At 63.3% G+C, this 11827-nt stretch carries 13 protein-coding genes; 7 read left to right on the forward strand and 6 right to left on the reverse strand.

Going from position 1 to position 11827, the window contains the following annotated elements; translation table 11 throughout:
* Positions 1–33 precede the first annotated feature (33 nt).
* Positions 34–1662 (reverse strand): fatty-acid--CoA ligase, encoded by a 1629-nt coding sequence (locus V1278_RS13220; protein ID WP_334381034.1) that lies wholly within the window; start codon positions 1660–1662, stop codon positions 34–36.
* Between the two features lie 84 nt (positions 1663–1746).
* On the opposite strand from V1278_RS13220, the gene V1278_RS13225 reads away from it, so the two are divergent.
* A complete protein-coding gene (locus V1278_RS13225; protein WP_334539452.1) occupies positions 1747–2901 on the forward strand; it encodes an extensin family protein in 1155 nt (384 codons plus the stop codon).
* A 28-nt stretch (positions 2902–2929) separates the two neighbouring features.
* Here V1278_RS13225 and V1278_RS13230 read toward each other — a convergent pair whose 3' ends face one another.
* Positions 2930–3619, reverse strand: coding sequence for a L,D-transpeptidase (locus tag V1278_RS13230; RefSeq protein ID WP_057843542.1), 690 nt, complete (start codon positions 3617–3619; stop codon positions 2930–2932).
* A 339-nt stretch (positions 3620–3958) separates the two neighbouring features.
* Here V1278_RS13230 and V1278_RS13235 point away from each other — a divergent pair, with 339 nt between their 5' ends.
* Positions 3959–4936 carry a magnesium transporter CorA family protein gene (locus tag V1278_RS13235; RefSeq protein ID WP_334381036.1) on the forward strand — a complete coding sequence of 326 codons (978 nt, stop codon included), beginning with the start codon at positions 3959–3961 and terminating at the stop codon, positions 4934–4936.
* A 130-nt stretch (positions 4937–5066) separates the two neighbouring features.
* Entirely contained in the window at positions 5067–5288 is a 222-nt protein-coding gene (locus tag V1278_RS13240) for a hypothetical protein (protein WP_334381037.1), read from the forward strand.
* Positions 5289–5406: 118 nt separating this feature from the next.
* On the opposite strand, the gene V1278_RS13245 is transcribed toward V1278_RS13240, so the two are convergent.
* Together V1278_RS13245 and pdxH are read right to left on the reverse strand one after the other, a co-directional pair.
* Positions 5407–6159 carry an SDR family NAD(P)-dependent oxidoreductase gene (locus V1278_RS13245; protein WP_065748956.1) on the reverse strand — a complete coding sequence of 251 codons (753 nt, stop codon included), beginning with the start codon at positions 6157–6159 and terminating at the stop codon, positions 5407–5409.
* A gap of 41 nt (positions 6160–6200) precedes the next feature.
* Complete coding sequence (gene pdxH / locus V1278_RS13250) at positions 6201–6842, reverse strand: pyridoxamine 5'-phosphate oxidase (protein WP_334381038.1); 642 nt, start codon at positions 6840–6842, stop codon at positions 6201–6203.
* Between the two features lie 122 nt (positions 6843–6964).
* Between pdxH and V1278_RS13255 the strand changes: the two genes are divergently transcribed.
* Both V1278_RS13255 and V1278_RS13260 read left to right on the forward strand, forming a co-directional pair.
* The gene (locus V1278_RS13255) at positions 6965–7363 is read left to right on the forward strand and encodes an RT0821/Lpp0805 family surface protein (RefSeq protein WP_334364208.1); all 399 of its coding nucleotides are present in this window, start codon (positions 6965–6967) and stop codon (positions 7361–7363) included.
* A gap of 124 nt (positions 7364–7487) precedes the next feature.
* The gene (locus V1278_RS13260; protein ID WP_334381039.1) at positions 7488–8456 is read left to right on the forward strand and encodes a J domain-containing protein; all 969 of its coding nucleotides are present in this window, start codon (positions 7488–7490) and stop codon (positions 8454–8456) included.
* A 405-nt stretch (positions 8457–8861) separates the two neighbouring features.
* Here the strand turns inward: V1278_RS13260 and V1278_RS13265 are convergent, their stop codons facing one another.
* The gene (locus tag V1278_RS13265; protein WP_334364206.1) at positions 8862–9632 is read right to left on the reverse strand and encodes an anti-sigma factor family protein; all 771 of its coding nucleotides are present in this window, start codon (positions 9630–9632) and stop codon (positions 8862–8864) included.
* A gap of 53 nt (positions 9633–9685) precedes the next feature.
* The gene (locus V1278_RS13270) at positions 9686–10174 is read right to left on the reverse strand and encodes an RNA polymerase sigma factor (protein ID WP_027537716.1); all 489 of its coding nucleotides are present in this window, start codon (positions 10172–10174) and stop codon (positions 9686–9688) included.
* A gap of 184 nt (positions 10175–10358) precedes the next feature.
* On the opposite strand from V1278_RS13270, the gene fabI reads away from it, so the two are divergent.
* On the forward strand, positions 10359–11189 hold the full coding sequence (gene fabI, locus V1278_RS13275) for an enoyl-ACP reductase FabI (RefSeq protein WP_334364205.1): 831 nt from the start codon (positions 10359–10361) through the stop codon (positions 11187–11189).
* Between the two features lie 12 nt (positions 11190–11201).
* Positions 11202–11801, forward strand: coding sequence for a histidine phosphatase family protein (locus V1278_RS13280; protein ID WP_334381040.1), 600 nt, complete (start codon positions 11202–11204; stop codon positions 11799–11801).
* Positions 11802–11827: the final 26 nt, after the last annotated feature.

Here is an 11827-nt window from a genome sequence, read left to right on the forward strand (position 1 = left end):
GGCGGCCTCTTTGAATCGAGCCCAGGCTTCGCGTCACGCCGCCGCGTTCGGGAAGCTGTAGCTCTTGAACTGCTCGCGCAGCGCGGTCTTCAGGATCTTGCCGGTTGCGGTGTGGGGGATGCCGTCGACAAAGACGACGTCATCGGGCATCCACCATTTCGCGATCTTGCCATCCATGAATTTCAGGATGTCCTCGCGGCTTGCCTGCTGGCCGGCCTTGAGTTGCACGATCAGCAGCGGACGTTCGTCCCATTTGGGATGGTAGACGCCGATGACAGCGGCTTCCGCGACCGCCGGGTGGCCGACCGCGAGGTTTTCGAGATCGATCGATGAGATCCATTCGCCGCCGGACTTGATGACGTCCTTGGAGCGGTCGGTGATCCGCATGTAACCGTGCTGGTCGATGGTGGCGACGTCGCCGGTGTCGAAATAGCCTTCCTCGTCGAGGATGTCGGTATCGACCTTGAAGTAGCCCTTGGCGACCGCGGGCCCACTTACCTTGAGGCGGCCGAAGGTCTTGCCGTCCCACGGCAGTTCCTTGCCGGCATCGTCGGTGATCTTCATCTCGACGCCGAACGGCGGGTAGCCCTGGGTCTGCAGGATGTCGAGCCGCTCCTCGCCGGTGAGTTCGGCAAACGGCGGCTTCAGCGCGGCCACGGTTCCGATCGGGCTCATCTCGGTCATGCCCCAGGCGTGGCGCACGCGCACGCCCATGTCGACGAACGACTTGATCATTGAGCGCGGCATCGCCGAGCCGCCGCATACCACGCTCTTCAGGTGGGGCAGCTTCAGATTGTTGGCCGACATGTGGTTCAGCAGCATCAGCCACACCGTCGGCACGCCGGCGGTATGGGTGACTTTCTCGGTGTCGAGCAGTTCATAGACCGAAGCACCGTCGAGCTTGGCGCCGGGCATCACGAGCTTGGTGCCCATCGAAGGCGCGGAGAATGCGATGCCCCAGCTATTGGCATGGAACAACGGCACCACCGGCAGCATGGTCTCGGCGGCGCTGGTGCCGAGCGCGTCGACGTTGTTGGCCATCAGCCCGTGCAGCACGTTGGAGCGATGCGAATACAACACGCCTTTGGGGTCGCCCGTGGTTCCCGAGGTGTAGCACATCGCGGCCGCGGTATTCTCGTCAAAATCCTTCCACGTGAACTTGCCGTCCGCTTCCGCGACCCAATCCTCATAGGCGACCGCGTTCTTCAGCGTGGTCTGCGGCATATGCGCCTTGTCGGTCAGCACGATGTAGCGCTCGACGCTCGGCAGGTTGGCCGCGATCTTTTCCAGGATCGGCACGAAGGTGGTATCGGTGATCACCACGCGGTCCTGCGCGTGGTTGATGATCCAGGCAATCTGGTCGGGGAACAGCCGCGGATTGACAGTGTGGCAAATCGCGCCGATTCCCATGATGCCGTACCAGCATTCGAGATGGCGCCAGGTGTTCCAGGCGATGGTGGCGACACGGTCACCGAGCTTGATGCCGTCGCGGTCGAGCCGTTGCGATACTTTCAGCGCGCGTGCATGAATTTCGGCGTAATTGGTGCGATGAATGGGGCCTTCGACCGACCGCGTGACGACCTCTTGCGTGCCGTGATACTTCGCCGCGTGTTCGATAATCCGATGGCAAAGCAAAGGCCAATCTTGCATCAATCCGAGCATACGCACTTTCCTCCGATGGTTGTTTTATTGCCGCACGATCCGCGAACATTGCTGGCGGATCGGGGTTAAGTTCATGGAATTGAAATGAACTTTACCGCGCAGAAAGCAAGCCGAAAATGGGCTAATGGCACCTTTGGCCGCATTGCAGCGGCAATGGTTACCGCTGCCGCGGCCGCGCTGTTGATTGGCATGCCAGTCGAGCCGGCCTGGGCGGCAAAGGCTTCGCACGCCGCGCCGTGGGACAACCTATTCAGGCATTTACAACCACGTCCGCGAGCAAAGGCGCGCCGTGTGGCTGTGCCGCTGCCGAGGCCGCGTCCCGCTGAGGCGCCGTCTGCCGAGCCTGAGCAGCCGGCCGAGAAGGAGCAGGCGTCGCCTGAGAAAGACAAGGCCAAGGAGCAGGCGGCGCCTGCACCGCAGCCCACGCCACAACCCTCCGCGTGCCGCCTGGCGCTGACGGACGAAGTCGCCATTGCGCCCAGCATCCCGGACATCCGCGGCGCCAACGGCTGCGGCGGCGAGGATCTGGTGCGGCTCGAGGCGATCGTGCTGCCGGACAAGCGGCGGGTGTCGGTGAAGCCGGCGGCGATCCTGCGTTGTCCCATGGCGTCTGCGCTGGCAGAGTGGATCCGCAAGGATATCGCACCGCTCGCTGAGCGCCTCGGCAGCACCGTCTCCGATCTCGACAATTTCGACTCGTTCGAGTGCCGTGGCCGTAACCGCATCGTCGGCGCAAAACTCTCCGAGCACGGCCGCGCCAACGCGCTCGACGTGCGCGCCTTCAAGCTCACCGATGGCACCTCGATCTCGCTAACCGACCGGACCGTGCCGCGGAAATTGCGCGAGACCGTGCTGCACTCCGCCTGCACGCGGTTCTCGACCGTGCTCGGCCCTGGTTCGGACTGGTACCACGAGGACCACATCCATCTCGATCTGATGGAGCGGCGCGGCAATTACCGGATCTGCCAATGGGACGTCTGGGACCCGCTGCCGCAGAGAGCGCCGCTATTGCCGGCCGAACGGCCCGAGGAAGCGCCGCCGCGCGAGGTCGCCGCCAAACCCGACGACGCCAAATCCGACGCGAACAGGTCTGACAAGCCTGATGCAAACAAGTCTGGTGCGAAGCCCGATGCGGCCAAGCCGGACGCTGAATCGAATGGCGAGAAATCGGAAAAGGCCGAGCCGGCGCGCGAGGACAAGCCCGCAACGAAAAAGCGCCGGAAAAACCGGCGCTCTTGATCTTCCACTGCAGTGTAACCGGCGTCGGCTACTGCGCCATCGAGCTGCTGTTGCCGCCGCCCTGCAGCGCCATCTTGGAATTGAACGGCGAGTCACCCTGCTTGGGTTCGAGCACGACGACCACGGTGCCCGTCTTCACCCGGCTGTAGAGGTCGATGACGTCTTCGTTGGTCATGCGGATGCAGCCCGACGAGATCGAGGCGCCGATATATTCCGGCTGGTTGGTGCCGTGGATGCGGAACAGCGTGTCGCGGTTGCCCTGGTACAGGTAGAGCGCGCGGGCACCGAGCGGATTGTCGACGCCGCCGGGCACCGAGGCCGGCAGGCCTTCGATACGCTTGTGAATGTCGGCGGTCGGCGTCCATTTCGGCCATTCCGCCATGTTTCCGACGCGCGCGATGCCGGAGAATGCGAGGGCTTCCTCGCCGACGGTGACGCCGTAGCGGATCGCCTTGCCGCCGTCCTGGACCAGATAGAGGTAATGGTTGTCGGAATCGACGACGATGGTACCCGGCAGTTCCTTGCGGTGATAGTCGACGATGGCGCGGCGGAACGGTTCCGGGGGCTTGACCGCGGCATAGCGCGCCTTGGCAAGCTGGGCCTTGTCGTTCGGCTTGAGGGTGGCTTCAGGGGCAGCTTGATAGGTGGTTGCCGGCATGCAGCCGGACAACGCAAGGCCGGCGGCGAGCAGCCCCAAAATTACTTTCAGCGACGACATGGTACACTTCCAATCGAAAGTCAGGCGTTCGCAAGCCACAATCTTGCGCCTCAAACGCGACGATTCCATTAATCTCATTATCTGCAAAAGCCGGCTGACATGCCAGCATTTGCATGTCCATTCTGCGCTGCGGAAGGCTGGCTGTGGCTTTTATGCCGCAAGTTTTGCGGCTTCCGGTTGATTTCTGGGCAGGGATGGCGCAGGGGCCAAATCGCGGCCGCGCCGCCGCCACCCCGCTGCCATAAATATCGACGCCGGTTAATGCGCGGGTCATGAAGCACTTGCCAGAATCGGGTCTAGTGCCGCTGGGTGGGATGTCTACCGGTTCCGGAGTTGCCTATGTTTTCGGTGTTTGTTCCCTTCGAATCTACCCTGAAGAAGCTCCCGGATGTGGACCCGGCAGCATTGCCGGACAATGCGGTCTGGATCGACCTGTTGAACCCGACGGGGCAGGAGGACCGCGCGGTCGAGCGGCTGACCGGGATTGCAGTACCGACCCGGGAGGACATGCAGGAAATCGAGATTTCCAGCCGGCTCTATATAGAGAACGCCGCCCGCTACATGACCGCTACGCTGATGTGCCAATCCGACACCGATATGCCGCGGACCACGGCCGTCACCTTCATTCTCGCCGGTCACCGTCTGGTGACGGTGCGCTACGACGAGCCGAAGCCGTTTGCGCTCGTTGAGCACAAGCTGGCGCGCTCCTGCCTGCCCGGGATATCGGGCGAGATGGTGCTGATGGAACTGCTCGACGCGGTGATCGACCGCTGCGCCGACATTCTGGAGCGCGCTGGCGCCGAGGTCGACCAAGTCTCGCACGACATCTTCGAGCCCGAAAGCGCACGCCATGGTCAGGCCAAGCGATACTCGCAGATCCTGATCGCGATCGGGCGCAAGGGGGATCTGGTCTCCAAGATCCGCGAGAGCCTGGTCTCGATCGGCCGTGTCGTCACCTTCCTGTCGGCGGTGGTGGAGGGTGTCAAATGGTCCAAGGATATGCGCGAACAGCTCAAGACCATGCAGCGCGACGTCGGTTCCCTGACCGACCACGCCTCCTACCTCTCCAACAAGATCACCTTCACGCTCGATGCCATGCTCGGCGTCGTCAATCTCGAACAGAACAACATCATCAAGCTGTTCTCCGTAATGGCGGTGGTGCTGATGCCGCCGACCCTGATCGCGTCGGTCTACGGCATGAACTTCAAGGTGATGCCGGAACTCGAATGGGCGCACGGCTATCCGATGGCGCTGCTCATGATGCTCATGGCAGCAGTGCTGCCGTACTTGTTCTTCAGATGGAAGAAGTGGCTGTAGAATCACAGTTCCGTGCGGTTCCCGATGTGCGAAAGATCGACTCAATCCCACCGCTAAAATTTGAGCAGTGGACTGAACGAATGGTCGAAACTTGTCTGCGATAACGCGTCTCTCAGGCCGCGAGGATCCCATGGTTGAGAAACTTATAATGTCGCCACGCAACGTCATCGACCTGGCCCGCTATCAGCAGAGCCGCAGCGTTGGCAAGGCGCAGGCGTTCTCGACGCGGCTTTGCCGGCACTGCGGTGCTGTGCTGGCGGACGGCGAGAACGAGGATGAGTGTTCGAGCACGTTCAACGTCGCTGCGGCGACTGCTCTGCGCACTGCACAGCGGAAGTTTTGCGCGGAGTGAACGGCAAGCATGCGACGTAGCGTAGGATGGGTGGAGCGAAGCGATACCCATCGCTTCATCGCGAGCCGGTTGATGGGTTTCGCTGCGCTCTACCCATCCTACAAGATCACGTCATGCACTACACGTGCTGGCCGCCGTTGATGTGAATCTCGGCGCCGTTCACGTAAGAGCTGGTTTCCGTGCACAACACGTAAATGATCTTCGCCACCTCGTCCGGCGTGCCGAGGCGGTGCATCGGAATCTGCTGCTCGACGATCTTCTCGGTGCCCGGCGACAGGATCGAGGTGTCGATCTCGCCGGGCGCGATCGCGTTGACGCGGACGCCGACGCGGCCGAAATCGAACGCCATCTCGCGCGTCAGCGCGGCAAGCGCCGCCTTCGACGTCGCATAGGCCGCGCCCGCGAACGGGTGCACGCGCGAGCCCGCGATCGAGGTGACGTTCACCACCGCGCCCCTGGCGTGTTTCAACTCCTCGAGCAGTCCGCGCGCGATCATGATCGGCGCGAAGAAGTTGACGTGAAAGACGTGGTTCCAGGTTTCGACATCGGTGTCCATGGTGCCGAGCCGCCCGCCGCCCGGCGCCTTCGGCGAGATCGCCGCATTGTTGACCAGCGCGTGCAACTCGTCGTTCTCCAGCCGCCTGCGAATCTCGGAAATCGCGCGCACGGTGTCGTCATGGCTGCCGAGGTCGACCTCGATGTGATCCTCCGGGCCGGCGCCCCACGGGCAGACTTCCGGGAAGGCGTGCCGCGAACAGGTGATGACGCGCCAGCCGGCCGAGGAGAACCGGATCGCGGTGGCATGGCCGATGCCGCGGCTGGCACCGGTCAGAAGCAGCGTGCGCCGTGGCGCATTGGATGGAGCGGGCATGCAGGTCTTTCAACTTTGAACGTCGTCGCGTGCGTTTAGCGTCAGGGATAGAGCCGCACCTTGCTCCAGGCCTGTGACGGCGCATCGCGGCGGAATTCGATGCGGTCGTGCAGGCGGTACGGTCGGTCGTGCCAGAATTCGAAACGCTGGGGTTTAATGCGCCAACCGCTCCAGCCGGACGGGCGCGGCACTTCGCCGATGACGTATTTGGCCGCGACCCTGGCGATTGCCTGCTCGAAGGCGAAGCGGCTCTCCAGCGGCTGCGACTGCTTGCTGGCCCAGGCGCCGATCTGTGCCTGCTTCGGACGCGTCGCGAAATAGGCATCGGCTTCCTCGTTCGTCACCGGCGTCACGGTGCCGCGGACGCGCACCTGACGGCGCAGCGACTTCCAGTGAAATAGTAAAGCGGCCTTAGGATTTGCGGCGAGTTCGCGGCCCTTCTGGCTGGCGATGTGGCTGTAGAACACGAAACCATCCGCATCATAGCCCTTCATCAGCACCATCCGGACGTCGGGTAGCCCGTCGGCATCGACGGTCGCCAGCGCCATCGCGTTGGGATCGTTCGGCTCGGACTTCACGGCTTCCGCAAACCACTCGGCGAACAGCGCAAACGGTTCCTCGGCCGCGGTAAAATCACCCGATGTTAACGGTGTCGGGTGTTTGATGGAGGTCGTGTCCGTCATGTCAGGAGTCCCAGTTGCGTACCCTCGCGTCCCAGAACGCGTTGCAGCCCCGATACGGGCACGCCCTATATAGGGCATGGGGACGCGTTGGCCTATCGGCGATCGGGCCGAGGGGCGCTGTGATGACGTTGATTTTGATCGGTCTCGGCTCGGGCGGCTGCAGCCTCTCGCGCCCGGATGCCTACGCCAAGATGAACGGTGCCGACGTCACGGGTGCACTGGGCAAGCAATCGCCGGTGCCGACCGAGAGCGATCTCGCCTTTGCCCGCACCGCCGCCTCCGACGTGCTGACCAAGGGCGACAAGGATTCCAGCCAACCCTGGGAAAATCCGGAGACCGGCGCGCGCGGCTCGGTGACGCCGCTGTCGCAGGCCTATTCTGCGGAAGATGGGCGCACCTGCCGGGATTTCCTGGCGAGCTACGTCAACGGCCGCTCGGAAAGCTGGCTGCAGGGCGCCGCCTGCAAGGCAGGCCACGGTAGATGGGAAATCCATACAATTAAGCCGTGGACGAGGGGATAACGCCTCAAATCGACTTCAAGCGACATGGTAGTTGCAAAAATGCAACTGGCTCCCCAGATGAAGCCAAAGCGGGCGAATTGCCCTAAGCTTCAAGAACCGAATTTCCGTGAAGGAGACGTGACGGATGCGCGACCCCTATGAGGTCTTGGGGGTGCCGCGAGGCGCCAGCGCTACGGCGATCAAGAGTGCCTACCGCAAGCTCGCCAAGAAGCATCACCCCGACAACAACAAGAACGATCCGAAGGCTGCGGCGCGATTTTCCGAGATCAACGCCGCCAACGAGATCATCGGCGACGAGGACAAGCGCAAGCAGTTCGATCGCGGCGAGATCGATGCCGAGGGCAAGCCGCGCTTCCAAGGTTTTCCTGGTGGCGGCTTTTCCGGCGACCCGCGCGGCCGAGCCGGTGGAGGCGGTTTCGAATCCTACACTTTCCGCAGCGGGGGCGGCCCCGGCGGCATGGGCGGCGCGGGCTTCGAGGACATCCTCAACAGCATGTTCGGCGGCGCAGCCAGGAGCGGACGTGCCGGCGGCGGCCGAACCTTTGAATTCGACACCGGTGGAGTCGGCCTCGATCTCGATCTGAACGTCACCATGACGGTGTCGCTGGAAGAGTCGGTCAAGGGCGGGGAAAAGCGCGTCCGTTTGCCGACCGGCAAGGAGCTCAACGTCAAGATCCCCGCAGGCGTCACCGCCGGTCAGCAGATCCGGCTAAAGGGGCAGGGCGAAACCGCGCCGGGCCACCCGCCGGGCGATCTCCTGATTACGGTCAGCATCGCCCCGCATCCCTTCTTCAAGGTCGATGGCAGCGATTTGCGCCTGGATCTGCCCATCACGCTTTATGAGGCGGTGTTGGGCGGCAAGGTCCGCGTGCCCACCCTGGGTGGCGCGGTAGAGCTCTCGATCCCGAAAAATACCTCGAGCGGCCGCACCTTCCGCCTCAAGGGCAAGGGCCTGCCCAAGCCTGGGGAAACCGGGGACTTGCTCGTCACCACCCGGATTGTTTTGCCCGACGGGAACGATAGCGAGCTTGAGGCATTGATGCAGAAGTGGCGCGATGGCCACCCGTACAATCCGCGCAGCGATTTCGGCTGATTCGGCCGGGTTCGCGGCGCAAATTTTGCGTGGAATTGAATAGCGGGGTTCCGAGCGGGAGTTTCCAAAAAGGTGCATTTCTTTCCTGGAAACAAAGGGTTTCCCGGAAAAGGGGCGGCCTCGAAAGGGGGACCAGCGCGGTACCAAACCCCGATCGAGGCCGCTTGCGCCGATCGGCGGATCGAACGCTGCTCATTTTCGCGTGATCACCCGGTGCATTAATGAGACGCACCGGTGTTTTGATTCCAGATTTTCGATGTCAGAATTTGGACAAGCGGCGCGGGTGTTGCCAATTCGTCGCTTTTCGCCGCCCGCAGCCCGGACGAAGCGGAGCGCAATCCGGGAACACGTGATCCGATCGCAACGATCCCCGGGTTCCACTGAGCTCCCCCGGGGGGCTTCTGGTCAGCCCTTCTTTTCCATCTGATCGTAGACGGCCTGGGCGATCTGGGTCAGCCGTCCCCTGTCGGCGCCGGTAGACACCACCGCATAGACGACGCCGTCGTCGGCCCAGAACAGGGTGCTCTCCTTGCCTTCCGCCGCGTACCGCATTTGGGTCGCCTCGGCGTCCGATTTCGCGGTGTAGATCGTGAAGCGTTCGCCTGAGGCGCTCTCATACATCATGAAGGACGCTGGGCCCCCGGAACCCGGCAACAGCCGTCCGCCGACGAGTTTCAATCCGGCCCCCGCCAGTTCCGGCGCGCGGACGACCCAGCCGCAGCGCTTGGTCAGCCATTGCTGCAGATGATGGCGTTCACTGCCCGGCACCTCGACGGGATGCCGCACTTCCACCACGTAAAGCCGGTGCGCTTCGATCGCATGCACCGTCAAATTTTGGAAAGCCGAAGGTGCAGTCGCCGCGCCGCGTGCGAACCAGCCGATGCCGCCGCCGGCGATGAACGCCGCCAGCGTCGCCGCCACCGCGCCGTACACCCATCTGCGCGGCTGTCGCACCAGCCGCTCGATCTCGAGCCGTCTCGGCACCGCCTCGTCGACAACCGAATCGTACCTGGTATGCAGCGCTTCCGCCATCGCGCGCCACGATCGCACCCGCGCGGCATCGTCGGGATGCGAGGCGAGCCACGCTTCGACGTCGCCGCGGCGTTCTGCCGGCAGCTCGTCGTCGACGTAAGCATGCAGCTCGTCTTCGGTGACGGGAATGTTGCGATCGGTCATTGTCGTCTCTGTCTATTCCTGATCTGCTGCGTAACGCGTTTCGTGCACCTTCGTCATTTCACCCGCCTGAGCGCCGCGCGTTCGCCCTCGAGCGAAGCTTTGACATGCGCGCGTGCGCGGGCAAGCCGGGACATTACGGTACCGATCGGCACGCCCTGGATGTCGGCGACCTCGCGGTAGCTCAGCCCTTCAAGCATCACCAGGAGCAGCACCGAGCGCTGTTCTTCCACCAACGTTGCGAGCGCCCGCGCAATGTCGCGGCCCTCCGCCTCGGTGCCGCTGGCGTCCGGGTTGTTGTCGAGCAGCGGCATGAATTGCGGCCGCCGCGCCAGCGAGCGTCGCCGGTTCTTGTTCAAATTGGTCAGGATCGTATAGAGCCAGCTCCTGACGTCGCCGCCGAGAAACAGCCGCTCGGAACGCAACGCACGCACCAGCGTATCTTGCACCAGGTCGTCGGCGATGTCGGCATCGCGCGCGAGTGCGCGTGCATAGCGGCGGAGCGCCGGAATCATGGCTTCGACACTTTGACGAAACGCGCTCATCGGGACCAGATTGCAAGAGTTGCGGGCGCGAACGCCTTACCTAGCATAACACCCAATCGCCGCGTCTATTCCAGCCATTGAGGCCGATCCGGAACAGCGTTAATCCGAGAGCCGATTTAGGCTCGACCGCGCTGGACTGCTGGTGTACCTCCAAGCCCCACAGGGAAGCTCGATTGGAAACCGGATGTCGCAAAAATCAGGTCTGATGCAGGGCAAGCGCGGGGTGATCCTCGGCGTCGCCAACAACCGCTCGATTGCCTGGGGCATCGCCAAGGCATGCCACGACGCGGGTGCGGAAATCGCGCTCACCTGGCAGGGCGATGCGCTGAAGAAGCGGGTCGAGCCGCTGGCCAAGGAGCTGGGCGGTATCCTGCTGGGTCATTGCGACGTCACCGATGCCGCGACGATCGATGCGGTGTTCGATGTGCTCCGCGAAAAGTGGGGCAAGATCGATTTCGTGGTCCACGCCATCGCCTTCGCCGACAAGGACCAACTCGACGGCCGTTACCTCGAGACGACGCAGGACAATTTCACCAGGAGCATGCTGATCTCCTGCTATTCGCTAACTGCGATCACGCAGCGCGCCGAGAAGCTGATGACCGACGGCGGCTCGATCCTGACGCTGACCTATTACGGCGCCGAGAAATGGATGCCGCATTACAACGTCATGGGGGTTGCGAAGGCAGCCCTGGAAGCCAGCGTGCGCTATCTAGCCGCTGACCTTGGTGAAAAAAACATCCGCGTCAACGCGATCTCGGCGGGGCCGATCAAGACGCTGGCGGCGTCCGGCATCGGCGATTTCCGCTACATTCTGAAGTGGAATGAATACAACGCGCCGCTGCGCCGCACCGTGAGCATCGAGGAAGTCGGCGGCAGCGCGCTGTATCTGTTGTCGGACCTGTCGCGCGGCGTCACCGGCGAGGTTCATCACGTCGATTCCGGCTATCACGTCGTCGGCATGAAGCGCCCCGACGCGCCCGACATCTCGCTCTCCAATTCGGTAGCCAAGGAATAGCCGTAAAGTCCGATGCCTGCGCCCGTGATCTACTACATCCGCCATGGCGAGACGTCGTGGAACGCGGAAGGCAGGCTGCAGGGCGCGCAGGACATTCCACTGAACGATCTCGGCCGCAAGCAAGCGGCCCACGCCGGCAATGTCCTCGCCGATCTCCTGAAGCGGGACGGCCGCGACAAGTTCGCGCTACCGTTCGTCGCCAGCCCGCTCGGCCGCGCACGGGCGACGATGGAATTGGTGCGTGGCGCCCTAGAACTTCCGCCGGAAGACTACGCGCTCGACGACCGCCTGCGTGAGATCCGCTACGGCGTCTGGGAGGGCTCGACGCTGGCCGAGATGCAGGCCGCCGACCCCGTGCTCTATGCCAAGCGGCTGACAGCGAAGTGGACGATGGCGCCGGAAGGCGGCGAGACCTATGCCGAGGTGCAGCACCGGATGCGCGACTGGTACGATTCCGTGCGCGCGGATACCGTCGCCGTGGCCCATGGCGGCACCGCGCGGGCGTTGATGGTGGCGCTCGGTATCGAGACGCCGGCCAGCGCCGCCGACCTCATGATCGAGCAGGGCGCGGTCTACGTGTTCCGCGACGGGGGGCTTAAGAAGTATAGTTAGGGGCGGACCTATGAACGCCGTCATTC

It is taken from the genome of Bradyrhizobium sp. AZCC 1577 (genome assembly GCF_036924575.1).
In the GTDB taxonomy this organism is placed as follows: Bacteria; Pseudomonadota; Alphaproteobacteria; order Rhizobiales; family Xanthobacteraceae; genus Bradyrhizobium.

What these genes read in the sequence shown, in the direction of transcription:
- V1278_RS13220 (WP_334381034.1), bottom strand. Translation starts at nt 1,662, where the DNA reads ATGCTCGGATTGATGCAAGATTGGCCTTTGCTTTGCCATCGGATTATC.
- V1278_RS13225 (WP_334539452.1), top strand. Translation starts at nt 1,747, where the DNA reads ATGAACTTTACCGCGCAGAAAGCAAGCCGAAAATGGGCTAATGGCACC.
- V1278_RS13230 (WP_057843542.1), bottom strand. Translation starts at nt 3,619, where the DNA reads ATGTCGTCGCTGAAAGTAATTTTGGGGCTGCTCGCCGCCGGCCTTGCG.
- V1278_RS13235 (WP_334381036.1), top strand. Translation starts at nt 3,959, where the DNA reads ATGTTTTCGGTGTTTGTTCCCTTCGAATCTACCCTGAAGAAGCTCCCG.
- V1278_RS13240 (WP_334381037.1), top strand. Translation starts at nt 5,067, where the DNA reads ATGGTTGAGAAACTTATAATGTCGCCACGCAACGTCATCGACCTGGCC.
- V1278_RS13245 (WP_065748956.1), bottom strand. Translation starts at nt 6,159, where the DNA reads ATGCCCGCTCCATCCAATGCGCCACGGCGCACGCTGCTTCTGACCGGT.
- pdxH (WP_334381038.1), bottom strand. Translation starts at nt 6,842, where the DNA reads ATGACGGACACGACCTCCATCAAACACCCGACACCGTTAACATCGGGT.
- V1278_RS13255 (WP_334364208.1), top strand. Translation starts at nt 6,965, where the DNA reads ATGACGTTGATTTTGATCGGTCTCGGCTCGGGCGGCTGCAGCCTCTCG.
- V1278_RS13260 (WP_334381039.1), top strand. Translation starts at nt 7,488, where the DNA reads ATGCGCGACCCCTATGAGGTCTTGGGGGTGCCGCGAGGCGCCAGCGCT.
- V1278_RS13265 (WP_334364206.1), bottom strand. Translation starts at nt 9,632, where the DNA reads ATGACCGATCGCAACATTCCCGTCACCGAAGACGAGCTGCATGCTTAC.
- V1278_RS13270 (WP_027537716.1), bottom strand. Translation starts at nt 10,174, where the DNA reads ATGAGCGCGTTTCGTCAAAGTGTCGAAGCCATGATTCCGGCGCTCCGC.
- fabI (WP_334364205.1), top strand. Translation starts at nt 10,359, where the DNA reads ATGTCGCAAAAATCAGGTCTGATGCAGGGCAAGCGCGGGGTGATCCTC.
- V1278_RS13280 (WP_334381040.1), top strand. Translation starts at nt 11,202, where the DNA reads ATGCCTGCGCCCGTGATCTACTACATCCGCCATGGCGAGACGTCGTGG.